The sequence below is a fragment of the Streptomyces sp. NPDC041200 genome (assembly GCF_055591805.1).
Map to the genome: position 1 here is coordinate 22,064 of NZ_JBVIZF010000027.1, position 22,147 is coordinate 44,210.

General features: G+C 71.5%; 27 protein-coding genes and 1 pseudogene. 9 read left to right on the top strand and 19 right to left on the bottom strand.

Features of this window, described 5'->3' with window-relative positions; all coding sequences use genetic code 11:
* Positions 1–185: 185 nt before the first annotated feature.
* Positions 186–1,418, top strand: coding sequence for a PP2C family protein-serine/threonine phosphatase (locus ACZ6CL_RS34250; protein WP_450882695.1), 1,233 nt, complete (start codon positions 186–188; stop codon positions 1,416–1,418).
* Positions 1,419–1,466: 48 nt separating this feature from the next.
* Here ACZ6CL_RS34250 and ACZ6CL_RS34255 read toward each other — a convergent pair whose 3' ends face one another.
* The 4 genes from ACZ6CL_RS34255 to ACZ6CL_RS34270 all read right to left on the bottom strand — a co-directional run bounded on the left by ACZ6CL_RS34255 (position 1,467) and on the right by ACZ6CL_RS34270 (position 4,005).
* A complete protein-coding gene (locus ACZ6CL_RS34255; RefSeq protein WP_468943145.1) occupies positions 1,467–1,817 on the bottom strand; it encodes a DUF2516 family protein in 351 nt (116 codons plus the stop codon).
* A 134-nt stretch (positions 1,818–1,951) separates the two neighbouring features.
* Positions 1,952–2,551: a hypothetical protein gene (locus ACZ6CL_RS34260; protein ID WP_468943147.1), complete on the bottom strand. Its 600-nt coding sequence runs from the start codon at positions 2,549–2,551 to the stop codon at positions 1,952–1,954.
* An 18-nt stretch (positions 2,552–2,569) separates the two neighbouring features.
* Complete coding sequence (locus ACZ6CL_RS34265) at positions 2,570–2,974, bottom strand: helix-turn-helix domain-containing protein (protein WP_468943150.1); 405 nt, start codon at positions 2,972–2,974, stop codon at positions 2,570–2,572.
* A gap of 101 nt (positions 2,975–3,075) precedes the next feature.
* Positions 3,076–4,005: an SCO4651 family lipoprotein gene (locus tag ACZ6CL_RS34270; protein WP_468943153.1), complete on the bottom strand. Its 930-nt coding sequence runs from the start codon at positions 4,003–4,005 to the stop codon at positions 3,076–3,078.
* 153 nt (positions 4,006–4,158) lie between these two features.
* On the opposite strand from ACZ6CL_RS34270, the gene ACZ6CL_RS34275 reads away from it, so the two are divergent.
* Positions 4,159–4,713, top strand: coding sequence for a GNAT family N-acetyltransferase (locus ACZ6CL_RS34275; protein WP_468943155.1), 555 nt, complete (start codon positions 4,159–4,161; stop codon positions 4,711–4,713).
* On the opposite strand, the gene ACZ6CL_RS34280 is transcribed toward ACZ6CL_RS34275, so the two are convergent.
* Both ACZ6CL_RS34280 and ACZ6CL_RS34285 read right to left on the bottom strand, forming a co-directional pair.
* Entirely contained in the window at positions 4,646–5,437 is a 792-nt protein-coding gene (locus ACZ6CL_RS34280) for an NAD(P)H-dependent oxidoreductase (protein WP_468943158.1), read from the bottom strand. The genes ACZ6CL_RS34275 and ACZ6CL_RS34280 overlap by 68 nt on opposite strands.
* A gap of 88 nt (positions 5,438–5,525) precedes the next feature.
* Positions 5,526–5,939, bottom strand: a complete 414-nt coding sequence (locus ACZ6CL_RS34285) for a TetR/AcrR family transcriptional regulator C-terminal domain-containing protein (RefSeq protein ID WP_468943289.1) — start codon at positions 5,937–5,939, stop codon at positions 5,526–5,528.
* A 53-nt stretch (positions 5,940–5,992) separates the two neighbouring features.
* Between ACZ6CL_RS34285 and ACZ6CL_RS34290 the strand changes: the two are divergent.
* Positions 5,993–6,760: pseudogene (locus tag ACZ6CL_RS34290) on the top strand (ATP-binding cassette domain-containing protein); the annotation flags it as partial.
* Positions 6,753–7,502, top strand: a complete 750-nt coding sequence (locus ACZ6CL_RS34295; RefSeq protein ID WP_468943160.1) for an ABC transporter permease — start codon at positions 6,753–6,755, stop codon at positions 7,500–7,502. The pseudogene ACZ6CL_RS34290 and the gene ACZ6CL_RS34295, both read left to right, overlap by 8 nt.
* A gap of 9 nt (positions 7,503–7,511) precedes the next feature.
* On the opposite strand, the gene ACZ6CL_RS34300 is transcribed toward ACZ6CL_RS34295, so the two are convergent.
* Positions 7,512–8,144, bottom strand: coding sequence for an NADPH-dependent FMN reductase (locus ACZ6CL_RS34300; RefSeq protein WP_468943162.1), 633 nt, complete (start codon positions 8,142–8,144; stop codon positions 7,512–7,514).
* Between the two features lie 52 nt (positions 8,145–8,196).
* Here ACZ6CL_RS34300 and soxR point away from each other — a divergent pair, with 52 nt between their 5' ends.
* Entirely contained in the window at positions 8,197–8,658 is a 462-nt protein-coding gene (gene soxR / locus ACZ6CL_RS34305) for a redox-sensitive transcriptional activator SoxR (RefSeq protein ID WP_468943165.1), read from the top strand.
* Between the two features lie 16 nt (positions 8,659–8,674).
* Here the strand turns inward: soxR and ACZ6CL_RS34310 are convergent, their stop codons facing one another.
* Both ACZ6CL_RS34310 and ACZ6CL_RS34315 read right to left on the bottom strand, forming a co-directional pair.
* Positions 8,675–9,922: a GNAT family N-acetyltransferase gene (locus ACZ6CL_RS34310; RefSeq protein WP_468943167.1), complete on the bottom strand. Its 1,248-nt coding sequence runs from the start codon at positions 9,920–9,922 to the stop codon at positions 8,675–8,677.
* Between the two features lie 77 nt (positions 9,923–9,999).
* Positions 10,000–10,662: an RsiG family protein gene (locus ACZ6CL_RS34315; RefSeq protein ID WP_468943170.1), complete on the bottom strand. Its 663-nt coding sequence runs from the start codon at positions 10,660–10,662 to the stop codon at positions 10,000–10,002.
* 145 nt (positions 10,663–10,807) lie between these two features.
* On the opposite strand from ACZ6CL_RS34315, the gene dtd reads away from it, so the two are divergent.
* Positions 10,808–11,233, top strand: a complete 426-nt coding sequence (gene dtd / locus ACZ6CL_RS34320; RefSeq protein WP_055557286.1) for a D-aminoacyl-tRNA deacylase — start codon at positions 10,808–10,810, stop codon at positions 11,231–11,233.
* 9 nt (positions 11,234–11,242) lie between these two features.
* Here dtd and ygfZ read toward each other — a convergent pair whose 3' ends face one another.
* The 3 genes from ygfZ to ACZ6CL_RS34335 form a co-directional block, all read right to left on the bottom strand.
* Positions 11,243–12,208 carry a CAF17-like 4Fe-4S cluster assembly/insertion protein YgfZ gene (ygfZ, locus tag ACZ6CL_RS34325; protein WP_468943173.1) on the bottom strand — a complete coding sequence of 322 codons (966 nt, stop codon included), beginning with the start codon at positions 12,206–12,208 and terminating at the stop codon, positions 11,243–11,245.
* Positions 12,209–12,218: 10 nt separating this feature from the next.
* Positions 12,219–12,680: a Fur family transcriptional regulator gene (locus tag ACZ6CL_RS34330; protein WP_468943175.1), complete on the bottom strand. Its 462-nt coding sequence runs from the start codon at positions 12,678–12,680 to the stop codon at positions 12,219–12,221.
* 109 nt (positions 12,681–12,789) lie between these two features.
* Positions 12,790–13,353, bottom strand: a complete 564-nt coding sequence (locus ACZ6CL_RS34335) for a heme-binding beta-barrel domain-containing protein (protein WP_468943177.1) — start codon at positions 13,351–13,353, stop codon at positions 12,790–12,792.
* A gap of 227 nt (positions 13,354–13,580) precedes the next feature.
* Between ACZ6CL_RS34335 and ACZ6CL_RS34340 the strand changes: the two genes are divergently transcribed.
* Positions 13,581–13,943, top strand: a complete 363-nt coding sequence (locus ACZ6CL_RS34340) for a DsrE family protein (protein WP_385446768.1) — start codon at positions 13,581–13,583, stop codon at positions 13,941–13,943.
* Positions 13,944–13,961: 18 nt separating this feature from the next.
* Here the strand turns inward: ACZ6CL_RS34340 and ACZ6CL_RS34345 are convergent, their stop codons facing one another.
* The 7 genes from ACZ6CL_RS34345 to ACZ6CL_RS34375 all read right to left on the bottom strand — a co-directional run bounded on the left by ACZ6CL_RS34345 (position 13,962) and on the right by ACZ6CL_RS34375 (position 18,273).
* Positions 13,962–14,219, bottom strand: coding sequence for a DUF3099 domain-containing protein (locus tag ACZ6CL_RS34345; RefSeq protein ID WP_468943180.1), 258 nt, complete (start codon positions 14,217–14,219; stop codon positions 13,962–13,964).
* A 110-nt stretch (positions 14,220–14,329) separates the two neighbouring features.
* Positions 14,330–14,617, bottom strand: coding sequence for a DUF1416 domain-containing protein (locus tag ACZ6CL_RS34350; RefSeq protein WP_361490272.1), 288 nt, complete (start codon positions 14,615–14,617; stop codon positions 14,330–14,332).
* Between the two features lie 39 nt (positions 14,618–14,656).
* A complete protein-coding gene (locus ACZ6CL_RS34355; RefSeq protein ID WP_468943183.1) occupies positions 14,657–15,496 on the bottom strand; it encodes a sulfurtransferase in 840 nt (279 codons plus the stop codon).
* A gap of 157 nt (positions 15,497–15,653) precedes the next feature.
* Positions 15,654–15,734, bottom strand: coding sequence for a putative leader peptide (locus tag ACZ6CL_RS34360; protein WP_468943290.1), 81 nt, complete (start codon positions 15,732–15,734; stop codon positions 15,654–15,656).
* A 209-nt stretch (positions 15,735–15,943) separates the two neighbouring features.
* A complete protein-coding gene (locus tag ACZ6CL_RS34365; RefSeq protein ID WP_468943186.1) occupies positions 15,944–16,630 on the bottom strand; it encodes an LmeA family phospholipid-binding protein in 687 nt (228 codons plus the stop codon).
* Positions 16,631–16,714: 84 nt separating this feature from the next.
* A complete protein-coding gene (locus ACZ6CL_RS34370) occupies positions 16,715–17,986 on the bottom strand; it encodes a hypothetical protein (protein ID WP_468943189.1) in 1,272 nt (423 codons plus the stop codon).
* 11 nt (positions 17,987–17,997) lie between these two features.
* Positions 17,998–18,273: a MoaD/ThiS family protein gene (locus tag ACZ6CL_RS34375; RefSeq protein WP_385446773.1), complete on the bottom strand. Its 276-nt coding sequence runs from the start codon at positions 18,271–18,273 to the stop codon at positions 17,998–18,000.
* A gap of 123 nt (positions 18,274–18,396) precedes the next feature.
* Between ACZ6CL_RS34375 and ACZ6CL_RS34380 the strand changes: the two genes are divergently transcribed.
* Complete coding sequence (locus ACZ6CL_RS34380) at positions 18,397–20,142, top strand: ABC transporter ATP-binding protein (RefSeq protein ID WP_468943192.1); 1,746 nt, start codon at positions 18,397–18,399, stop codon at positions 20,140–20,142.
* A gap of 59 nt (positions 20,143–20,201) precedes the next feature.
* Positions 20,202–22,100 (top strand): ABC transporter ATP-binding protein, encoded by a 1,899-nt coding sequence (locus tag ACZ6CL_RS34385; RefSeq protein ID WP_468943292.1) that lies wholly within the window; start codon positions 20,202–20,204, stop codon positions 22,098–22,100.
* Positions 22,101–22,147: the final 47 nt, after the last annotated feature.

The following is a 22,147-nucleotide window of genomic DNA, read 5'->3' on the forward strand; positions in this document are numbered from 1 at the left end:
TGGGGCATATGACGAAAGTGGCGTCCGGGAGGTCATTCCACGGGGCCCGGACCGGGCGCTAAAGTCGGCTGGCAGCATCCGGCTTCCACGCCCTGAAACCGACCAATCGGTGTGTGAGCCGGTTCGTGCGGTCCGCCGGTCGGCGGCGGGCGCCGCGCCCTCGGGGGGAGGGAAGGAATCGAGCGATGTCCGTACCCGTGCCGAGGCAGCGGGAGGCACTGGCCACCGAGGTCCGGCCGGCCGCCCTGCCCGACAGCGGGCTCACCCTGCTGGTGATCGAGGACGATCCGGCCGGCGCCTTCAACGTCCCCGAGATGCTGGACACCGAGGGCAACCGGGTCCGTATCCGTACGGCCCGTAACCTCACCGAGGCCTCCCGGCTGCTCACCGACGGGGTGCAGTGCATCCTGCTCGACCTGGCCCTGCCCGGCCCCGAGCACGAGGCGGAGGACGCGCTCGACACGCTGCGCTCCGTACTGAAGCTCGCGCCCACCCAGGCCGTCCTGGTCCTCACCGCCGAGGACGACGCCGAGCGCGCCGCCGAGGCGGTCCGGGTCGGGGCGCAGGACTTCCTCTTCCGCGGCGAGCTGGACGGCCGCATCCTCAGCCGCGCCATCCGGTACGCGGTCGAGCGAAAACGCTCCGACCTCGCGCAGCGCCAGCTCACCGAGTCCCGGCTGCGCGCCCAGGAGAACGCCCGGCTGGAGCGCGGACTGCTCCCCACCCCGCTGCTCCAGGGCTCCGGGCTGCGCTTCGCCGCCCGCTACCGGCCCGGCCGCAGCCGGGCCCTGCTCGGCGGCGATTTCTACGACACCGTCCGCACCCCGGACGGCACCGTGCACGCGATGATCGGCGACGTCTGCGGCCACGGCCCCGACGAGGCCGCCCTCGGCGTGGAGCTGCGGATCGCCTGGCGCGCCCTGACCTTCGCCGGGCTCTGCGGCGACCAGCTGCTCGGCACCCTGCAGCAGGTGCTGGAGAACGAGCGCCCGGACGACGAGATCTTCGCGACGTTGTGCACCGTCGACATCGCCCCGGACGGCAGGCGGGCCGGGGTCTGCCTCGCCGGGCACCCCTCACCGCTGGCCGTACGGCCCGGAATGGCGCCCCGGCTGCTGCCCACGGACGAGAACGGTCCCGCGCTGGGCCTGCTGCCGCACGCCCGCTGGCCGCGCCGCCAGGTCGAGCTGGGCGGCGCCTGGAGCCTGATGATGTACACCGACGGGCTGATCGAGGGCCGCGTCGGGGCCGGGGTGCAGCGGCTCGGCCAGGAGGGAATGGTCGAGATCGTCGCCCGTCAGATGGCGACCGGGCTGCGCGGCGAGGAGCTGCTGGACGCCACGGTCACCGAGGTGCGCGCGCTGAACGGCGGCGAGCTGACGGACGACCTGGCCGTGCTCCTGCTGGACCGCGGCTGAGGCGCTCTGTGGCGGACCGCGGCTGAGGCGCTCTGCGGCGCCGCGCGCTCAGCGGCCGCCGTTGTAGGGCCCGTACGGCCCGTCCGAGCTGGAGCCGCGGCCGCCGCCGGGCCAGCCGCGGCCACCGCCGGAGATCTGCCGCAGCGCCGGGCGTACGTCGACCATGTACACGATCGTCGCGATCAGCCCGATGATCGGCAGGAAGCTCATGATGCCCATGAAGAAGTTCACCACGGCCGCGAGCCCCAGGATGATCATCCAGAACGGCTTGGTCTGCTTGTCCGCGGCCCGGTAGGCGTCCTGCCGGCGGATCACCGAGTCGACGAAGGCGAACAGGCTGAACAGGAGAAGGCCCCAGGAGACCCAGTACAGCAACTCGCCGAAACCTTGCACCAGCACGCTGTCCACCGCCTAGAAGAGACGCTGAGAGAAAGAAGAGGGATGAGCGTTACGGGCCACCGTACCCGCTGACGGGGCCGGGCACGCCATGCGCGTACCCGGCCCCTTTGTGCGCCCCCGACAAAACCGTGACGTCAGTGGGACGGCTTGGGGTCCGTCTTCTTGGCGGTGGCGGTCTTCTTGGCCGGGGTCTTCTTGACCGGGGCGACCGGCTTGGCCGTGGCCTTCGGGGCCTCCTTGGAGGAGTCCACCGCGACCGGCTGGGCCGGTGCCTTCGGCTGGCTCTTCTCCTCCGTCGGCTCGATCGCCGAGGCGATGTCGACGACCTCGTCGGCCGCCTCGCCGCGCCAGGTCTTCACGACCTCCTGGCCGTGCTCGGCGACCTCGTCGTACCGCTCCCGCGCCTTGACGGCCAGCTCGGCGGCGCGGCCGACGCCCTGGAGGGCGAGGTCCTGCGCCGAGTCCCGGAGCCGCTTGAGGTCGGTGTCCAGGGAGCCCAGCACCTCGTTCAGCTTGCCCTGGGCGTCCTTCGCCTGCTGGGTGACCCGGTCCTGGACGGCCTTCGGGTCGGTGTTGCGCACCGCGTTGAAGCGATCGGGGGCCTCCGCGACGATCTTCTCGACCAGCGTCGGCACCTCCCTGAGCTTCTGGGCGGCGAGGTCGGCCGTGCCCGCCACGAAGTAGAGCGGGGTCGGGTCGGTGAGCGTCTTGCGTACGTCGTCGGTGATGGCCATGGTGCTGGTCCTCCCGGATCAGTTCGAGGGTGTGGCGACGTCGGCGTCGGCGACGGGGGTGTCGTCCGAAGTGGTCCCGTGTCCGTTCTCCTTGCGGAAGGAGTCGTAGATCTGGAGCAGCACCTGCTTCTGCCGCTCGTTGATCGTGGGATCGGCGAGTATCACGCTGCGCACCTCGGTCTCCTCCCGATCGCGCTCATCGAGGATCCCCGCCTGTACGTACAGGGTCTCGGCGGATATCCGCAGCGCCTTCGCGAGCTGCTGGAGGATCTCCGCGCTCGGCTTGCGCAGACCGCGCTCGATCTGGCTGAGGTACGGGTTGGACACCCCGGCGGCGTCGGCCAGCTGCCGCAGCGAGAGCTGGGCACTGCGCCGCTGCTCCCGCAGGAAGTCGCCGAGGTTGCCGACGTTCAGTGATGCCATGTCTTCGATGCTGCACCAGGAGTGCTAACTATTGCAAGCAAGATGCTTGCAAGAGTGGCGTGTGCCACGTGACGCCGGGCCGCCGCGCGGCACGCCCGGTGTCAGCTCCGGGTGCCCGGGGCCAGGTCGGACAGGTTCAGGGTCTCGCTCGCGGGCGGGGCCTGCACGGTGACCGGCTTGTTCATGTCCAGGAAGGTCATCGTCACGTCGAGTCGGCCCTTGTCGGCGTCGCCGCGCATGCGGAACCGCTTGGTGTGGCTTTCCGGGTCGATCCACATGTCCATGTTCAGGTGGTCGATGCCCGCCTCCTCGTATGTCCTGAGGGTCTCTTCACGGCTCTCGCGCTTCGCGGACGTCCCGTCCTCGAGGCTCGCGCGCATCTGGTCGACGGTGATCGTGCCGCGGTAGTGGGTGGTGCGGACGCCGCCGATGGTCTCGCTGCCGATCCGCCGCAGATCGTCGGCGTCGGAGAGGAAGGCGGACTCGTCGGCCGGATTGGTCTTCGCCCGGCCCGTGAGCGCCCCCGCGCCCTGGGAAGCGGACCCGCGCTTCTTCATCTCCGAGGCGTCCAGCGCGAACCAGCGCTTGCCGTCCAGCTCGGGGACGTCGCTGTCGCCGCTGCCGAGCCCGGCGGCCACCGCGCCGCCGCCGACGTACATCACGCCGCCGGTGAACCGGTACTCCACCGTCCCCGCCTCGCCCTTGCCCTCGTTGAGCGAGCGCATCTTGAGCCGGGCCACGGGCGGGTCGAAGGCCATCGCGCCCTCGCCCTCGATGGGCCCCTCGTCCAGGGTCTGGCCGGTCATCCGGTAGCGGAACGAGGTCAGCTTGTCCGTCTTCTTCGCCGCCGCCCGCACGGCCGCCGCCGGTGCCATGCGCGGCTCCTTCGCCGCCCGGTGCGCGCGCTTGCCGCCGCCGGAATCCGGCGAGCCGCACCCCACCGCCCCGGCGCACAGCAGTGCGGCGGCGAGCACCGCGGCCCCCGCTCTGGCGCGTCTGGCGTCCGGTCCGGTGCGTACGAGAATGCTCATATACCCCACCCCTTATGGAACTTGTGTTCGTTCCTGATCGATGTCGGGACATTAGCGCACGGGCGCGGAACCGGTCGCAGTATTTGCCACCGGCCCGTTGTCGTACCCCCGTGGTCGAATGAGGGAGGACGACGCGACGGCGGGAGGCGGCGGATGTCTCAGGGGAGCGGTGTGGTGGGGGTACGGCTGGAGCCGTGGGCGGACACCCCGTCCCACCTCGAGCTGCTGCGGCGCAACAACAGCCCGGAGATGATGAAGCACCTGGGCGGGCCGGAGACCGAGGAGCAGGTGGCGGCGCGCCATCGGCGTTACGCGGAGCTGCCCGGGCGGGGCGGCGGCCGGATGTACCGGATCGTGCTGGCGCGGGAGGCCGAGGTGGTGGGCGTCATCGGCTTCTGGGAGCGGGAGTGGTGCGGGGAGACGGTCTACGAGACGGGCTGGGGCGTGCTGCCGCGGCATCAGGGCCGGGGCATCGCGGCGGCGGCCGCCCGGGAGGTCGCGCGCGCCGCCGCCGCGGAGGGCGTCCACCGCCATCTGCACGCCTATCCGTCGGTCGGCCACCCCGCGTCGAACGGGGTGTGCCGCAAGGCCGGGTTCACGCTGCTCGGCGAGTGCGACCTCGAATACCCGGTGGGCTCCCTCATCCGGTGCAACGACTGGCGGCTGGAGCTGCGTAGTGCACCGCCAGACCGGAGTGCCCCGGCATGACGTCGGACCGCAGCACCAGGTTCTCGTCGTAGTCCCCGCCGTTCTGGCGGCGGAAGGGGATCGGGTCGGCGGTCGGCAGCGTGGCGAGCCGTCCCCGCAGCGCGGCGGCGGCACCCTGGTACTCCTCGGCGGAGAGCCGGTCCGCGCCGTAGACGACGTGCGGCGGCAGGACGGACATGCCGCTGTACCAGAGCGTCCCGTGCTGGAGCGGGAACAGCAGATGCTCGATGTCGCCGTTGACGCCGCGCGGACCGAGCCCCGCCTCGCGGGCCCCGGCGGTGAGCAGGACCATGGCGCGCTTTCCGGCCAGCTTGCCGTCGCCGTAGCGCAGGGTGCGGCCGTCGGGGCCGGTGACGCCGAAGGCGAAGCCCTTCACGAAGACACGGTCGAACCAGCCCTTGAGGATGGCGGGCATCCCGTACCACCACAGCGGGAACTGCACGATCAGCGCGTCGGCCCAGGCGATCTTCTCCTGCTCGGCGCGGATGTCCTCGCTCAGCGTCCCGGTGTCGTAGGCGTCGTGCGAGGAGGCGCCGACGATCAGGCGTTCCCCGCCGTCGTGCCGGAAGTCGGCGCCGTCCACGACCGGGTTCCAGCGCATGGCGTAGAGGTCGGACACCCGGCACTCATGGCCCAGCTCCCGCAGGGCGCGCAGGCCCTCGTCGCGCAGGGAGCCGCTGAGGGAGCGCGGTTCGGGGTGGGCGAATATCCACAGCACGTTCATACCGGCCAGCGTCGCAACGCGGCGACAGGGCGACGAGTGGCCGGATGGCCAGGATGCGTGAGGATCTGGCCAGCGCCGACGCTGCGCGTCAGGCGCGGACCAGGGCCTCGACGCCGTCGAGGATCCGCGCCAGGCCGAAGACGAACTCGTCGTCGGGGCCGCCCGGGACGTCCAGTTCGCCCACCGCGAGGGCCGCGGTCACCGCGGGGAAGCGCTCGGCGTCGGTGACCTTCCGCAGCAGCCGGGCCCAGGACGCCATGGACTGTTCGGGGGCGTCGCCGGTGCGTTCCGCGGTCGCCGCGAGATCCGCGGACAGCCGCGCCTCGTTCCGGACGAAGCCGCTGACCAGCATCAGAACGGAGACCTTCGCACCCTCACTCAGGTTCGTATCGCGCAGGCAGGCGAGCCCGCGCTCCATCCAGGCCACCGAGTGGGGGGTCGAGGGCGGTGCGCTGGTCGGGATGCGCAGCACCCAGGGGTTGCGGTGGAAGGCGGCGCGCAGCGCCCAGGCCCAGTCGGTGAACCCGGTTCGCCAGTCCTCGTCCGGGGCCGGGCCGGGCCCGCGTACGCCGTGCGATCAGCCTCACCGGCCAGTACGCGGCGGTCGACACGATGCAGACCGGTGAGGAGAACCTGCGCATGATGGGGAGGCTGACCGGTTTAGGCCGCGCCGAGGCCCGGGGCCGGGCCCGGGAGTTGCTGGAGCGGTTCGGTCTCACCGACGCGGCCCGCCGCACCGCCGGTACGTACTCCGGCGGTATGCGCCGCCGCCTCGACCTCGCCGCCGGGCTGGTCGGCCGACCCGAGGTGATCTTCCTGGACGAGCCGACGACCGGGCTCGACCCGCGCAGCCGCCAGGCCATGTGGGACGTCGTCAGGGGGCTGGCCGACGACGGGGTGACGGTCTTCCTCACCACCCAGTACCTGGAGGAGGCCGACCAGCTGGCGGACCGCGTCGCGGTGGCCGACGGCGGCCGGGTGGTCGCCGAGGGTACCTCCGGCGAGCTGAAGCGGCAGGTCGCCGGGGAGCGGCTGGACCTGGTGCTCATCGACGCCGACGCGTTCGGGGAGACCGCCCGGCGCCTGGGCGTACGGCTCGTGCACAGCGACGCCGACCGGCTGACGCTGGGAGTCGCCACCGACGGGGACGCCGCGCACGTCCGCGCGCTGCTCGACGAGGTCGACCCCGACCGCCGCGCCGTGCGCCGGTTCGCCGTGCGCGGCGCCACGCTCGACGACGTCTTCCTGGCCCTGACCGGCCACGCTCCCACGGCCGCCATCAGCCCCAAGGGGACCGCCGGGAAGGAAACCGCCCATGTCTGACGCGATCGTCCTGACCGGCCGTGCCGTCCGGCTGAGCAGGCGCAACCTCGACGCGGTGATCACCGCGATGCTGCTGCCCGTCCTGCTGATGCTCGTCTTCGTCTACTTCTTCGGCGGCGCGATCGACACCGGTACGGACACCGGGTACGTGACCTATGTGGTCCCCGGCGTGGTGCTGCTGTGCGCCGGGTTCGGCTCGGCGAACACCGCGGTCACCGTCACCGACGACATGGCGGGCGGCATCATCGACCGCTTCCGCTCGCTGGACGTCTCCGGTACCGCCCTCGTGGCCGGTCATGTGGCCGCGAGCGTGCTGCGCAACACGGTCGCGACCACCATGGTCTTCAGCGTCGCCTTCCTGATCGGCTTCCGTCCGGACGCGGGCCCGCTCGACTGGCTGGCCGTGGCGGGCATCCTGCTGGCGTTCATCCTCGCCATCTCCTGGCTTTCGGCCTGCTTCGGCCTGATCGCCAGGACCCCGGAGGCCGCGGGCGGGTTCACCTTTCTGATGATGTTCCTGCCGTACCCCAGCAGCGCCTTCGTGCCGATCGACACCATGCCGGGCTGGCTGCACGGCTTCGCCGCCCACCAGCCCGTCACCCCGGTGATCGAGGCGCTGCGAGCGCTGCTGCTGGACCGGCCGGTGGGGGACAGCGGCTGGCAGGCGCTGGCCTGGTGCGGCGGGATCCTGGCGGTCGCGGCCGCCCTCTCCGGGCCGTTGTTCCGCCGCCGTACGGCCTGAGGGCCCGGCTCAGCCTCCGTACGGGCGCGCCGCGCGGGCCGTGCGGAGGGCGTCGGCCCACCAGACGAGCTGGTCGAGCATGACCGTGGCGGCGGTGTCGGGGCCCTGTGGGTCGGTCAGCGCGCCGTCCGCGCCGAAGGCCTCCCAGGCGCTGTGGAAGCTGACCGTGTCGCGTACGGTCACCGCGTGCACCTCGGCGAAGACGGGCCGCAGGTGCTCGACGGCGCGCAGGCCGCCCGACATGCCGCCGTAGCTGACGAAGCCGACCGGCTTCGCCCGCCATTGGCTGTAGTGCCAGTCGATCGCGTTCTTCAGCGGGGCCGGATAGCTGTGGTTGTACTCGGGGGTGACGACGGCGAACGCGTCCGCCGCGTCCAGGCGGGGGGTCACGGCCTCCAGGGCCGAGGCGTCCTCGGGGCCGGGGCGGTGGGTGAGGGAGGGCGGGAGCGGGGTGTCGGCCAGGTCGATGACGTCCACGCTCACGTCGTCGCGCAGCGCGGCGCGGCCGGTGAACCAGTTCGCGACCTTGGGCCCGAAGCGGCCCTCGCGGGTGCTGCCGACGATGACGGCGAGGCGGATGGGAGTGGTGGGAGTGGTGGAAGTGCTGGGGGCGCCGGTGGAAACGGCGGTCGCGGTTGTCATGAGAAGAGCCTCGAACTTAAACAAAGGTTGAAGTCAAGCTACCCTCGGCAGCATGACGCACCTCACCTGGAAGACCCACGAGCTGACGGTCGGCGATCTCTCCGAGCGCAGCGGAGTCCCAGCCTCCGCGCTGCGGTTCTACGAGCGCGAGGGCCTCATCCACAGCCGCCGCACCTCCGGCAACCAGCGCCGCTACACCCGCGACACGCTCCGCCGGGTGGCCTTCGTCCGCTCCTCGCAGCGGGTCGGCATCCCGCTGTCGAGGATCCGGGAGGTGCTGTCGCTCTTCCCCGACGATCACGTCCTGACCAAGGAGGACTGGTCCCGGATCTCCGAGTGCTGGCGCACGGACCTCACCGAGCGCATCGAGCAGCTGGAGAACCTCCGCGACCACCTCACCGACTGCATCGGCTGCGGCTGTCTGTCGATCGACAAGTGCGCGCTGGCCAACCCCTACGACAAGCTGGGCGAACAGGGCGCGGGCGCCCGCCGCCTGCTCAAGTCCAGCTGCTAGCCAGGCCCGTAGCCGCTCAGAACATGTCCGGGCACCACGGCCGCCGGGACGCGCGCAGCAGGGTGTCGGCCAGGGCCGCGGCACCCGGGCGGTCCTCGTCGGCCCGGCCCAGGGCGGTGAGGCGGGTCATGGACTCGTCGCCCAGCCATACGGTGCCCAGCTCGCCGATGTCCATGGTCAGGTCGGCCGGGCGGGTGGTGGGGACGCAGGTGGCGCCGTCCGGGGTCGCGTCCAGGTGGTAGCGGCCGCCCGCCAGACCGGCGGAGTCGCGCAGGTCGAGGACGAGTGAGCCGGACGCCGGATACGTACGGGTCTCCAGCAGGACGGGTACGTCCAGCGGGCGCAGCCACAGGAAGTCGGCGTGGGTGGTGGTCCTGGCCGCCCGGGGGTCGCCGAGGAACAGCGGGAGCAGGTCGTCCGGGGCGCGGTGGCCGGTGGCGATGTGGAGGACCCAGTCGATGGAGCACAGGAAGTGCCACAGGGCGCGCTCGGCCGCCGGGCTGACGCCGATCAGGCTGAGGACCGTGGCGGTGTCCTGCGGCCGCTTGCCCTCCCAGCGGTCGTCGACGGTGAAGGCGAGCAGGCCGTCGACCGTGCCGTCGGGGGAGCGGTAGAGGACGTAGAACGGCTCGTTGGTCCAGCCGTCGCCCGGGAAGCGGAGCAGGCCGGTGTTCAGCTGCCACCAGCGCTCGCTGCGGTCGATGCAGCCGTGCTGCCGGGCGCGCAGCCGCTCGTGCAGGGCGGGGCCCAGCTGCCGTATCTCCTCGGCGTCGGCGTAGTCGACCCGGCCGCCGCACTCGGGCCCGGAGTAGCGCGGATCGAGTCCGGCGCGGGCGACGTCCACCGTCCACTGGGTGACCCAGGTGGCCGGGCCGAAGCCGTACCGCCCGTAGATCGGGTACTCGGCGGCGAGCAGCGAGGCCACCGCCTCCCCCCGCTCCTTGGCCGCCCGCAGATCGTGCTCCATCATCCGGCTGAGCAGGCCCCGGCGGCGGTGGGTGGGCGACACGGTGACATTGCTGATCGCGTCGGCCGCGACGTCCGCGCCGCCGACCGCCGTCAGCCGCTGCGCGAAGCTGCGGAAGGTCGCGACGCAGCGGTCCCCCTCGAACGCCCCCTGGGTGCGGTCCAGGACGATGTTCGCCCGCCGCACCTCCAGCTCTTCCTTCGACACGTCCGGCGACTGCAGAAACCCGGTGTGCAGCGCGCGGATGTAGTTGGGGATGTCGGACGCGTCGAGGGAGGTGCGGATGTGGGCGGCCATGCGGTCACGCTAGGCGGCCGTGGTCGCCCGTCGCACCCGGATTTTCATCCACAGGCTGTGGATATCCGGTACGGCGACTACGCGAGCAGGTCGTCGACCTGGGCCTCGCCCTCGCGGTACCGGCGGGCGATCTCGGTGCTGCACTGGTCGGCGGTGCGCTGGAGCCCCTGCCGCCGCCGGGACACCTGCTGCTCGTACCCCTCCAGACGGCCCATCGCGCCGTGCAGCTCCTCGTCCGTGCGCGCCGGGAGGTCCGACAGGCCGACCTCGGCCAGCATCTCCTCGGCCAGCCGCTCGCACTCCGCGCTGTGCGGGGTCCCGAGCGTCACATGGCGGGCCGAGGTGCGGTGCCGGGACGGTACGTCCGCCAGGATCTCGGGCAGCAGCTCCACCAGCTCCGCGGGCCCGTCCGGTGGCCCGCCCGCCCCCGGTGACGCCCACGCCGCCCCCGGTGCGCGGCGTCGGCGCAGCTCGGCGCGGAGGATGTCGATCCGGCCGTGCAGCAGTCTGCGTACGTAGCTCAGGTCCGCCTCCTCGCGCTGCGCGGAGCGGCGCAGCGCGCGCAGCTCCGCCAGCCGCAGGCCGCCCATGGTCCCTGTCCCCGCTGCCGCCGCCCCTGTCGTCGCCGTCGTCGCCGATACGGTCGCGGCGTCCGCCAGCCGTCCGCCGCGCTGGCTCGGCGGTCGCGCCGGCAGCGGGCTCTCGGTGGCCATGGGCCGCTCGGTGCCCGGTGTGATCATTTTTGTCCGTCCCCTCCAGCGATGCGTCATTCCCGCAGTTCCTGCCCACCTGCACCGCCTGCACGCATCGTGCCACTCCGAATGGCCCCTGTGCAGCGGCGGTCCACCCGATCGGCCCCGATGGGCGCAGGGCATGATGGTCGGTATGCGTGCTGTGGTACAGAGAGTGGACGGGGCGAGCGTCGTCGTGGACGGCGAGACGACCGGGGAGATCGTCGGTCAGGGGCTGTGCGTCCTGGTCGGGGTGACGCACGACGACACCCCCGAGAAGGCGGCCCAACTGGCCCGCAAGCTGTGGTCGGTGCGCATCCTGCCGGGCGAGAAGTCCTGCTCGGACCTGGGGGCTCCGCTGCTGGTCATCAGCCAGTTCACGCTGTACGGGGACGCCCGCAAGGGGCGCCGTCCCACCTGGAACGCGGCGGCGCCCGGCGAGGTCGCCGAACCGCTGGTGGACGAGGTGGTGGCGCGGCTGCGCGAGCTGGGCGCCCAAGTGGAGACGGGCCGGTTCGGAGCGGACATGAAGGTCTCGCTCACGAACGACGGCCCGTTCACGGTGATCGTCGAGGTGTGAAGGACGCGGCTACGGCTCCACGACCGTCTCCTGGGAGGCGGCCGTGGTGTCCGCGATCAGCGCCGCGTCCACCGGTACGTTCCGCTTCACCAGCGCGAGCGCGATCGGCCCCAGCTCGTGGTGGCGGGCCGAGGAGGTGATGAAGCCGAGCTGACGGCCCTCCTCGCCGTCCGCTGCGAGCCGTATGGGCGCGCCGTGGCCCGGCAGCTTCACCTCGCTGCCGTCGAGGTGCAGGAAGACCAGCCGCCGCGGCGGCTTGCCCAGGTTGTGCACCCGGGCGACCGTCTCCTGGCCGCGGTAGCAGCCCTTCTGCAGATGGACGGCGGTGCCGATCCAGCCCAGCTCGTGCGGGATCGTCCGGTGATCGGTCTCCAGGCCGATCCGCGGCCGGTGCGCCTCGACGCGCAGCGCCTCGTACGCCAGCACCCCGGCGGGCGGGCCGCTCGCCGCCGCGAAGGCCTCCAGGTCGGCGCGCGGCAGGAACAGGTCGCGGCCGTGCGCGGTCTCGCGGGCGACGGCGGATTCGGGAGTCTCGGCGATGCTGCCCGCCGGGAGGTGGACGACCGCGTAGTCCTCGGTGCGGTCGGCGATCTCGACCCGGTAGAAGAACTTCATGCTCTCCAGGTACGCGATCAGATCGCCCTGGCTGCCGGGCTCCACATGGGCCCAGGTGGTCTCGCCGTCGTCGACGAGGTAGAGCGCGTGCTCGATGTGGCCGTGCGCGGACAGGATCAGCGCCTCGGTGGCCTCACCGGCGGGAAGCTCGCTGACGTGCTGGGTGAGCAGCAGATGCAGCCAGCTCAGCCGGTCGGCACCGGTGACCGTGACCACACCGCGGTGCGAGAGGTCCACGAATCCGGTGCCGTCGGCGAGGGCGCGCTGCTCGCGGAACAGGTCGCCGTAGTGGGCGGCGACGCCTTCGTCGGGGCCCTCGCCGGGGACGGCGCCGGGCAGCGACAGCAAAGGGCTCTTCATGCGCTTCACCCTACGACGTGGTCGCCTGGCCTGTGCTGGAGTCCTCCGTACGCTGCGCGGCGGAACATCGGGCGCAGCGGCCGAAGATGGCGAAGTGCTTCATGTCGGTGTCGAAGCCGAAGGACGACCGCAGCTGCCGGGTGAAGGACTCGGCGACCGAGACATCGGCCTCGATCACCTCCGTGCAGTCCCGGCACACCAGATGGAGGTGGTGGTGCCGGTCCGCGAGGTGGTAGGTGGGGGCGCCGTGCCCGAGATGGGCATGGCTGACCAGCCCCAGCTCCTCCAGCAGCTCCAGCGTGCGGTAGACGGTGGAGATGTTCACACCGCTCGCGGTACGGCGCACCTCGGTGAGGATGTCGTCCGGAGTGGCGTGCTCCAGGCTGTCGACGGCTTCGAGCACGAGCTGGCGTTGCGGGGTCAGCCGGTAGCCGCGCTCCCGCAGATCGGTCTTCCAGTCGGTGGTCGCCACGGTGCCAGTGTAGGCGGCATGACAGCCCCTCGCGGTCGCGCTCGGCCGGAGCCCCCAAGGTACGGGGCTCACCGGCTCGGCAGCTCACTGGCTCCGCGGCTCTCCCGGCTCAGCGGAAGAAGGCGATCCCGTCGTCCGGCAGGTCCTTGAGGTCCTTGGCCCACTCCCTCGGGTCGACGACCTTCTTCAGGTGCGCGGACATGTACGGGCGCAGCTCGACCTCGGGGGTGGCCTTCTCGCCGACCCACATCAGATCGCTGTTGACGTAGCCGTACAGCCGCTTGCCGCCCGAGTACGGACCGGAGGCGGAGGTGCGCGCCACGGCGTCGGTCGCCAGGTCGATCTGCGGCTTGCCGTCCGCCAGCTCGCCGTACCAGACCTCGACGACGCCCTGGTCGCGGATCATCACGACCTCGACCTTGCGGTTCTTGTCGATCCGCCAGTAACCGGACTCGCTCTCCAGCGGGCGGACCTTCTTGCCCTCCGAGTCCAGCACCCAGGTGTGCGAGATGTACTCGATGAAGTCGCGGCCGTCGTGGGTGAACGTCGCTTCCTGCCCGAAGTTGCACTTCTCGGCGCCGGGGAAGTCCGATACGCCGGCGCCTTCCCAGTTGCCGAGGAGGAAGGCCAGCGGCACCAGGTCCGGGTGGAGGTCGGAGGGAATCTCGATCATGGGTTCAGACGATCCGTCGCTAGGCGGGCTGGGGCGAGGGGGCGGCAGCGCTCAGCGCTGGCCCTGGTAGAGCTTCTTCCAGGTGAGCCCGACGAAACCGAGGCTGGCCACGATGACCAGGACCAACAGGGTGGTGAAGACTGCCTCAAGCACGAGCTGCTCCTCGTAACGGATGACGGACCGGGACCGAGTCTAGTCGCCGGACCGGCGAGCCTAGGCTGTGGGGCATGGCGAACAAGCTCGTGATCAAGGTGACGGCGGGCGCGGACGCGCCCGAGCGGTGCTCGCAGGCGTTCACGGTGGCGGCGGTGGCCGTGGCGAGCGGGGTCGAGGTCTCGCTGTGGCTGACCGGCGAGTCGGCGTGGTTCGCGCTGCCGGGCCGGGCGGCGGACTTCTCGCTGCCGCACGCGGCGCCGCTGCCGGAGCTGATCAGCGGCATTCTGGCGAGCGGGACGATCACGGTGTGCAGCCAGTGCGCGGCGCGCCGGGAGATCGACGAGGCGGATCTGATCGAGGGCGCGCGGATCGCGGGGGCGCAGGTCTTCGTGAGCGAGATCATGCCGGACGGCGTGCAGGCGCTCGTCTACTGACCCGGGACCCAGTACGCCTCAGTGCCGGTGGTGGTGCTCGTCCAGCTCCCGCCACCACCGGTCCGACTCCTCGTCCCCCGACTCGTCCCACCAGCGGTCCTGCGGGCCCCTGCGATTGGCGACGATGGCGGCCAGCGGCGGGATGACCATCGCGACGACGCACATCGCGACGGCGGCGGGGACGGACCACAGACGCACAAAGGCCCAAGCCGAGATGAAGAGCGTCAGACACGCGCCCATCAGGAAGAAATATGCGTGGCGGCGTCGCGCGTACATATGGCCAGGATACGTCCGGGGCCGCCGCCCGGACAGACGGAAGGGCCGCACCCCGCCGAGGCGTCCAACCCCGGGATGCGGCCCTTGCGCCGTGACGACGCGTGGGGGCGTCAGACGGTGATGGCGACCTCCGCCAGACCGCCCTTCTGGGCGACGACCGTGCGGTCGGCGGTGCCGCCCGGGACCAGGGCGCGCAGCGTCCAGGTGCCCTCGGCGGCGTAGAAGCGGAACTGTCCGGTCGCGGAGGTGGGGACCTCGGCGGTGAACTCGCCCGTGCTGTCCAGGAGGCGCACGTAGCCGGTGACGGGCTCGCCGTCGCGGGTCACCTGGCCCTGGATCGTGGTCTCACCGGGCTTGATGGTCGAGGCGTCGGGGCCGCCTGTCTGCGCTCCACACATGTGTCTGTCCTTAACGTTCGCGTTCGGGGAGGAGAGGGGTCAGCTGCCGGAGCCGAGCTCGATCGGCACGCCCACCAGCGAGCCGTACTCGGTCCAGGAACCGTCGTAGTTCTTGACGTTGGTCTGGCCGAGCAGCTCGTGCAGCACGAACCAGGTGTGCGCGGAGCGCTCACCGATGCGGCAGTAGGCGATGGTGTCCTTCGACAGGTCGACGCCCTCGCCCTCGTACAGCTCCTTGAGCTGCTCGTCGGACTTGAAGGTGCCGTCGTCGTTGGCCGACTTCGACCACGGGATGTTGCGGGCGCTCGGGACGTGGCCCGCGCGCTGCGACTGCTCCTGCGGGAGGTGGGCGGGGGCGAGCAGCTTGCCGGAGAACTCGTCGGGCGAGCGGACGTCGACGAGGTTCAGGCTGTTGATGGCCGCCACGACGTCGTCACGGAAGGCGCGGATCGAGGTGTCCTGCGGCTTGGCCTGGTACGCGGTCTTCTCGCGGGCCGGGACCTCGGAGACCAGCTCGCGCGAGTCCAGCTCCCACTTCTTGCGGCCGCCGTCGAGGAGCTTCACGTCCTGGTGGCCGTAGAGCTTGAAGTACCAGTAGGCGTACGACGCGAACCAGTTGTTGTTGCCGCCGTACAGGACGACGGTGTCGTCGTTGGCGATGCCCTTCTCGGACAGCAGCTTCTCGAAGCCCGCCTGGTCGACGAAGTCACGGCGCACCGGGTCCTGGAGGTCCTGCTTCCAGTCGATCCGGATGGCGTTCTTGATGTGGTTCGTGTCGTAGGCGGACGTGTCCTCGTCGACCTCGACGATGACCGTCTTGGGGTCATCGATGCGGGCCTGTACCCAGTCGGCGTCCACCAGGACGTCACTGCGGCTCATGTATCTCTCCTCCGGGGCAGTTGCGGCGGTACGGGCGCTCGACGCGCGGCGCTGCGCGGGGCCTGGTCGCGAGCGTACGAGCGGAGTGCGGGACGGCCCGGCAGACGGGCCGGAGGGGGCGGGGCCGAAGCTGCGGCGGCCGGGCGCGCCCTCGTTTTCAGACGGCGCGACAGAGCATGGCGGCGACGCGGCACAGGTCGACTGCCCGCCGCTTCGTGAGTTCCGCCTGTCGCTTCATGCGTCCGATCGTAAGGACGGACGGGCGGGCATGTCACCGGCGTGTCGCATGGTGAGACGCCAATGTCCGCGATGTGGACGGGGAGGGGTGTGGAAAGCCACTGCGGGCGGCCGCCGGGGGTCCGGCGGCCGTCGGCGTCCGTCATCGCGGACATGATCGTCTCGTTAGGTGGACACGAGGTGGTCCGTGCCGGACGGGTCGGCCCCGGGTCAGCCCGTCAACGCGACGTTATTACCCGCGACCGAGACGTCTATGCCGTCCTTGTCGGTCTTCACCGTCTCCAGCCGCATGCCCTGCGGCATGCCGTCGATCTTCCGCTCGATGTCGGTGCGCTCGCGCACCTTGTCCTCCCACTGCGGGATGGAGCCGCCCGGGATGCGCTCGGCGTGCAGCTTGATCGTGTCCCCGTTGACGATCGTCACGCTGGAGCGGGCGCTGAGGGTGAAGCCCAGCAGATTCCCGGTGATCTTGACCTGGTTGGTCCCCTGCGGGTCGTAGCTCACCGTGACCCCGGGGCCCGCGGCCCGCGAGAGGTCCGCGTAGGAGATATGGGCGGAGCCGGTGGCCTGGTTCGCGGTCGCCGACGAGAAGTTCCCCCCGATGGTGACGTTGTGGAGCTGGGCGTTCAGTTCGGAGACGCGGACGGTGGTCCCGCCGCCCGCGTCCGTCGTCAGCCCGTCCACCCCGACGTCGACCTCGTCCAGCTCCTTGCCCGCGACCTGGGTCAGGAACGGGAAGCCCTTGATGGAGACGTTGGGCGTGCTGGTCAGCCCCTGTGAACTCTTGATCTTGTCGGCGGCCTTGGACTCCGCCATGGACACCGCCAGCCGGTCGGCCCCCACGAAGAGGCCGCCGAGTATCACGGCGACGATCAGTGTGATGCGTAGTGCGCGCATGTACGTAGATCCCCCAGGCTCTCGCTCAGGCCCTTGCCTGACGCAGCGAGCCTAACCGGAGCGGACGCCGAGAGGGATGCGGTGTCAGACCAGTGCGCGACCGAGGACGTAGACGGCGGGGGCGGCGGCCGCCAGCGGCAGGGCCACTCCGGCCGTCATGTGGACGAAACGGGACGGGTAGTCGTACGCCGCGACCCGCAGCCCCACCAGCGCACAGGCCCCGGCCGCGAACCCCAGCGCGGCGGCGGTGGCGGTCCCGGTGCCGGTGAGGTGCCCGGCCCCGACGCCCGCTCCGGCCGCCGCGAGCAGCCCGAGGACGACGGCGGCGGGCACCGGCAGCGGCAGCGCGCGGGCCAGCGCGCCCACGGCGACCGCGGCCGCGCCCACCACCACGGCGTCCGGCGACTCGGCGACCGCGGCCAGGTGCCCGGCCGCGATCACGGTGACGGCGGTCGAGGTGACCGCGGCGGTCAGCCCGTACAGCCGCTCGTCCGCCGAGGCGTGGCTGCGCAGCTGGAGGACGATCACCAGCAGCACCCAGACGCCGATCGTGCCGATGAGCACCGTCGGAGCGTGGACGCGCCCGGTGGTGAGCAGGCCGACGTCGGCGGCGAGACCGCCCGCGAAGGCGAGCGCGATGCCCTGCCGGGCGGGCCACATGCCGTTCAGCCGGAACCAGCCCGCCGCCGTGACCGCCTGGAGCAGCGCCACGACCACGGCCACGGCGGGCTGGCCGAGCGGCGCGGTGACCGCGAGCAGGGCGGCGAGGACGGCGGTGAGGGCGGCCGGTTGCAGCCCGGGGTCGATGATCTGGGGGCGGCCCTCGGCGCGGGCCTTCTCGGCGGCGGTCATCGGCCGGTCGGGCTCGGGCTCGGGCTCGGGCGCGGTGGGCGCGGGCCGGGCGGCCTCGGCCGGGCCGGGCTGCCGCGCGGGCTGCGCCGGTCGCCGCGCCTGCTGCTGCGCGGCCTGCGGGTGCGGGGGTTGCTGCTGGTACTGCTGCTGGTACTGCTGCCGCGCGTAGTGCTGCTGCTGGTCCCAGCCCGCCGCGTACTGCTGCTGCGGCTGCTGCTGGCCCTGGTACCCCTGCTGCGCGGCGGCGTACGGATCGGCGTAGGGCTCGGCGTACTGCTGCTGATACGGCTGCTGGGACTGATACGGCTGCTGGGGCTGGGGCTGCTGCTGGGCGTACGGCTGCTGCTGCGGGTAGCCGTACCCGGGCTGCGCCTGGGGCTGCGCGCCGTAGGGGTCGGCGGGCGGCTGCTGCTGTCCCTCGTACGGCGGCGGGTACGACCCGTACGGCTCATACGGCTCGTACGGCTGGTGCGGATCGTGTGGCTGATGCGGCTGGTTACTCATGACGTCGTACGTCACCCTCCTGCGAACGGCGGAAGCACCTCGACCGTGCCGCCCTCGGCCAGTTGGACCGTCTTGTGATCACGGGTGCCGACGGGCGCGCCGTCGACCAGGAACGAACAGCGCAGCAGGACCCGGGCGAACTCCGGGCGCAGGGCGTGCCGCTCGCGGGCCGCGTCGAGCGCGTCCGCCAGCGTCGTCGCGGTGTACGGCTCCTCGGAGGTGCCCGCCGCCGCCCGGGCCGCGGCCCAGTACCGGATGGTTCCGGCGGGCGTTTCGTTCAGCGCCATCGCGTGTCCCTCTCCCGTCTTCTGCCGTCCTCCATGATGACGGGTGCGGAAGGGCCCCGAGGACGCGGTGCGCCCCGGGGAAAACTTGGGCCGTATCCCGGCCTGCTCGCTTAGGGTTTCGGTGTGCTGGTCCGACTCATACGGGCGTATCTGCGGCCCTATACCCGAACGATCGCCTTGATCGTGCTATTGCAGCTCGTACAGACCCTGGCGACCCTCTATCTGCCCGCCCTCAACGCCGACATCATCGACGACGGAGTCGTCAAGGGAGACACCGGCTACATCCTCCGGCTCGGCGGTCTGATGAGCGCCGTCACCCTGGTCCAGATCGGGTGCGCGATCTGCGCCGTCTACTTCGGCGCCCGCACCGCCATGGCCCTCGGCCGGGACATCCGGGCCGACGTCTTCGACCGGGTGCAGTCCTTCTCCGCCCGCGAGTTGGGCCGGTTCGGGGCTCCCTCGCTGATCACCCGCACCACCAACGACGTGCAGCAGGTGCAGATGCTGTGCCTGATGTCCTTCACGCTGATGGTGTCGGCGCCCATCATGTGCGTCGGCGGCATCATCATGGCGCTCAGAGAGGACGTGCCGCTGTCCGGTCTGCTGCTGCTGATCGTGCCGGTGCTGGGCATCGTCGTGACGCTCATCGTCCGCAGGATGCGCCCGCTGTTCCGGGTCGTCCAGGAGCGCATCGACACCGTCAACCGGGTGCTGCGCGAGCAGATCACCGGCATCCGGGTGATCCGGGCCTTCGTCCGCGACACCCATGAGCGGAAGCGGTTCACCGCCGCCAATACCGAGCTGATGGACGTCTCGCTGCGGTCCGGGCGGCTGATGTCGCTGATGTTCCCCTCCGTGATGCTGGTGGTGAACGTGTCCAGCGTCGCCGTGGTGTGGGCCGGTGGGCACCGCATCGACAGCGGCGACATGCAGATCGGCGCGCTGACCGCCTTCCTCAGCTACCTGATGCAGATTCTGCAGTCGGTGATGATGGCCACCTTCATGTTCATGATGGTGCCCCGCGCCGAGGTGTGTGCCGAGCGCGTCCAGGAGGTGCTGGACACCGGGACCAGCGTCGTCCCGCCGCTCGCGCCGGTCGCGCCCCGGGCGGGCGCCGACGGCAGCCGCGGACTGCTGGAGCTGCGTGGCGTGGAGTTCCGCTATCCGGGCGCCGAGGAGCCCGTGCTGCGCGACATCTCGCTGACCGCCCACCCCGGCCGGACCACCGCCGTCATCGGCTCCACCGGCAGCGGCAAGTCCACCCTGATCGGGCTGGTGCCGCGGCTGTTCGACGCGACCGACGGCAGCGTCCGGCTCGACGGCGTGGACGTACGCGACCTCGACCCCGCGGTGATGTCCCGGTCCATCGGGCTCGTACCGCAGAAGCCGTACCTCTTCTCCGGCACCGTCGCGTCCAACCTGCGCTACGGCAACCCGGACGCCACCGACGACGAGCTGTGGCAGGCCCTGGAGACCGCCCAGGCCCGGGACTTCGTCGAGGTCATGGAGGGCGGTCTGCAGGCGCCCATCGCGCAGGGCGGCTCCAACGTCTCCGGCGGGCAGCGGCAGCGGCTGGCGATCGCCCGCGCCCTCGTCCTCAAGCCGTCCGTCTATCTCTTCGACGACTCCTTCTCGGCGCTCGACTACGCCACCGACGCCCGGCTGCGGGCGGCGCTGGCGGACGAGACCGGGAACGCGACCGTCGTCATCGTCGCCCAGCGGGTCTCCACCATCCGGGGCGCCGACCGGATCGTGGTCCTCGACGAGGGCCGCGTCGTCGGCAGCGGCACCCACGGCGAGCTGATGGACGGCAACCAGACCTACCGGGAGATCGTGCTCTCCCAGCTCACCGAGCAGGAAGCCGCATGAGTCAGAGTTCTCCGGCCCCGCGCAGGGGCCCCGCGCCGGCCGCCGGGCCCGGCCGCTTCATGGGCGGCCAGCCCGTCGAGCGGTCCATGGACTTCCGCGGCTCCGGCCGCCGTCTGCTGGCGTCGCTGCGTCCCGAGCGCGGCATCGCCTTCGCCGTGCTCGCCCTGTGCACGGTCAGCATCACGCTGACGGTGCTGGGCCCCAAGGTGCTCGGCCACGCCACCGACCTGATCTTCGCGGGCATCGTCGGACGGCAGCTCCCGGACGGCACCACCAAGGCCGAGGCCGTCCAGCATCTGCGCGACAGCGGCCAGGGCACCATGGCCGACATGGTCGCGTCGATGAACGTGACGCCCGGCCAGGGCGTCGACTTCGGCGCCGTCGGCTCGGTCCTGCTGTGGGCGCTGGGCCTGTACGTCGTGGCCTCGCTCCTCAACCTGATCCAGGCGCGGGTGGCCACGAGCGTCGTCCAGCGCGCCGTCTTCCGGCTGCGCGAGGACGTCGAACACAAGCTGGCGCGGCTGCCGCTGTCGTACTTCGACAAGCAGTCGCGCGGCGAGGTGCTGTCGCGGACCACCAACGACATCGACAACATCCAGCAGACGCTGCAGCAGACCCTCAGCCAGATCATGGCCTCGCTGCTGACCCTGGTGGGCGTGCTGGCCATGATGTTCTGGATCTCGCCGCTGCTGGCGCTGGTGGCGCTGGTCACCGTCCCGGTGTCGGTGCTGGTCGCGACCCGGGTCGGCAAGCGCGCCCAGCCCCAGTTCGTCCAGCAGTGGATGACCACGGGCAAGCTCAACGCCCATATCGAGGAGATGTACACCGGCCACGCCCTGGTGAAGGTCTTCGGGCGGGAGCGGCAGTCCGCCGAGGTCTTCCGCTCGCACAACGACAAGCTGTACGAGGCGGGCTTCCGCGCCCAGTTCATCTCCGGGCTCATCCAGCCCGCGATGACGTTCATCGGGAACCTCAACTACGTACTCGTCGCCGTGGTCGGCGGGCTGCGGGTGGCGAGCGGGGCGCTGTCGATCGGCGACGTCCAGGCGTTCGTCCAGTACTCCCGGCAGTTCAGCCAGCCGCTCACCCAGGTCGCGTCCATGGCCAACATGGTCCAGTCGGGCGTCGCCTCCGCCGAGCGGGTCTTCGAGCTGCTGGACGCGGACGAGCAGACCCCGGACCCGGACGGCCCGGTGGGGCCGCGGACCGTGCTCGGCCAGGTCGAGTTCGAGGACGTCGCCTTCCGCTACCAGCCCGACACCCCCCTCATCGACGGGCTGTCGCTGTCGGTGAGCCCCGGCCAGACCGTGGCCATCGTCGGCCCGACCGGCGCGGGGAAAACCACCCTGGTCAATCTGCTGATGCGGTTCTACGAGGTCAGCGGCGGACGCATCACGCTCGACGGCGTCGACATCGCCACCATGCCGCGCGAGGAGCTGCGCGCCCACATCGGCATGGTCCTCCAGGACACCTGGCTGTTCGGCGGCACGATCGCGGAGAACATCGCGTACGGCTCGGAGGGCGCCTCCCACGAGGAGATCGTGGAGGCGGCGAAGGCCACCCATGTGGACCGCTTCGTCCGCACCCTGCCGGACGGCTACGACACGGTGATCGACGAGGAGGGGGCCAACGTCAGCGTCGGCGAGAAGCAGCTGATCACCATCGCCCGCGCCTTCCTCTCCGGGCCGTCCATCCTGGTCCTGGACGAGGCGACCAGCTCCGTCGACACCCGCACCGAGGTCCTCATCCAGCAAGCGATGGCCTCGCTGCGCACCGGCCGCACCAGCTTCGTGATCGCCCACCGGCTCTCCACGATCCGGGACGCGGACGTGATCCTGGTGATGGAGTCCGGCCGCATCGTGGAGCAGGGCGGCCATGACGAGCTGGTGGCGGCGCAGGGCGCGTACGCCCGGCTGTACGCGGCCCAGTTCGCGGAGCCGGTGGCCGAGCCGGAGTAGGCCCCCGGGGCCGGGCCAGGCGTGGGCCGGGTCGTCAGGTGTGGCCC

Excerpts from the sequence above, each read along its gene's own strand:
- ACZ6CL_RS34295 (WP_468943160.1), top strand. The coding sequence starts at position 6,753 with ATGTCTGACGCGATCGTCCTGACCGGCCGTGCCGTCCGGCTGAGCAGG.
- ACZ6CL_RS34355 (WP_468943183.1), bottom strand. The coding sequence starts at position 15,496 with ATGAGCCGCAGTGACGTCCTGGTGGACGCCGACTGGGTACAGGCCCGC.
- ACZ6CL_RS34345 (WP_468943180.1), bottom strand. The coding sequence starts at position 14,219 with ATGTACGCGCGACGCCGCCACGCATATTTCTTCCTGATGGGCGCGTGT.
- ACZ6CL_RS34300 (WP_468943162.1), bottom strand. The coding sequence starts at position 8,144 with ATGACAACCGCGACCGCCGTTTCCACCGGCGCCCCCAGCACTTCCACC.
- ACZ6CL_RS34265 (WP_468943150.1), bottom strand. The coding sequence starts at position 2,974 with ATGGCATCACTGAACGTCGGCAACCTCGGCGACTTCCTGCGGGAGCAG.
- ygfZ (WP_468943173.1), bottom strand. The coding sequence starts at position 12,208 with ATGAAGAGCCCTTTGCTGTCGCTGCCCGGCGCCGTCCCCGGCGAGGGC.
- ACZ6CL_RS34385 (WP_468943292.1), top strand. The coding sequence starts at position 20,202 with ATGGGCGGCCAGCCCGTCGAGCGGTCCATGGACTTCCGCGGCTCCGGC.
- ACZ6CL_RS34340 (WP_385446768.1), top strand. The coding sequence starts at position 13,581 with ATGGCGAACAAGCTCGTGATCAAGGTGACGGCGGGCGCGGACGCGCCC.
- ACZ6CL_RS34335 (WP_468943177.1), bottom strand. The coding sequence starts at position 13,353 with ATGATCGAGATTCCCTCCGACCTCCACCCGGACCTGGTGCCGCTGGCC.
- ACZ6CL_RS34270 (WP_468943153.1), bottom strand. The coding sequence starts at position 4,005 with ATGAGCATTCTCGTACGCACCGGACCGGACGCCAGACGCGCCAGAGCG.
- ACZ6CL_RS34350 (WP_361490272.1), bottom strand. The coding sequence starts at position 14,617 with ATGTGTGGAGCGCAGACAGGCGGCCCCGACGCCTCGACCATCAAGCCC.
- ACZ6CL_RS34315 (WP_468943170.1), bottom strand. The coding sequence starts at position 10,662 with ATGATCACACCGGGCACCGAGCGGCCCATGGCCACCGAGAGCCCGCTG.
- ACZ6CL_RS34260 (WP_468943147.1), bottom strand. The coding sequence starts at position 2,551 with ATGGCCATCACCGACGACGTACGCAAGACGCTCACCGACCCGACCCCG.
- ACZ6CL_RS34250 (WP_450882695.1), top strand. The coding sequence starts at position 186 with ATGTCCGTACCCGTGCCGAGGCAGCGGGAGGCACTGGCCACCGAGGTC.
- soxR (WP_468943165.1), top strand. The coding sequence starts at position 8,197 with ATGACGCACCTCACCTGGAAGACCCACGAGCTGACGGTCGGCGATCTC.
- ACZ6CL_RS34310 (WP_468943167.1), bottom strand. The coding sequence starts at position 9,922 with ATGGCCGCCCACATCCGCACCTCCCTCGACGCGTCCGACATCCCCAAC.
- ACZ6CL_RS34365 (WP_468943186.1), bottom strand. The coding sequence starts at position 16,630 with ATGCGCGCACTACGCATCACACTGATCGTCGCCGTGATACTCGGCGGC.
- ACZ6CL_RS34280 (WP_468943158.1), bottom strand. The coding sequence starts at position 5,437 with ATGAACGTGCTGTGGATATTCGCCCACCCCGAACCGCGCTCCCTCAGC.
- ACZ6CL_RS34370 (WP_468943189.1), bottom strand. The coding sequence starts at position 17,986 with ATGAGTAACCAGCCGCATCAGCCACACGATCCGCACCAGCCGTACGAG.
- ACZ6CL_RS34375 (WP_385446773.1), bottom strand. The coding sequence starts at position 18,273 with ATGGCGCTGAACGAAACGCCCGCCGGAACCATCCGGTACTGGGCCGCG.
- ACZ6CL_RS34360 (WP_468943290.1), bottom strand. The coding sequence starts at position 15,734 with ATGAAGCGACAGGCGGAACTCACGAAGCGGCGGGCAGTCGACCTGTGC.
- ACZ6CL_RS34275 (WP_468943155.1), top strand. The coding sequence starts at position 4,159 with ATGTCTCAGGGGAGCGGTGTGGTGGGGGTACGGCTGGAGCCGTGGGCG.
- dtd (WP_055557286.1), top strand. The coding sequence starts at position 10,808 with ATGCGTGCTGTGGTACAGAGAGTGGACGGGGCGAGCGTCGTCGTGGAC.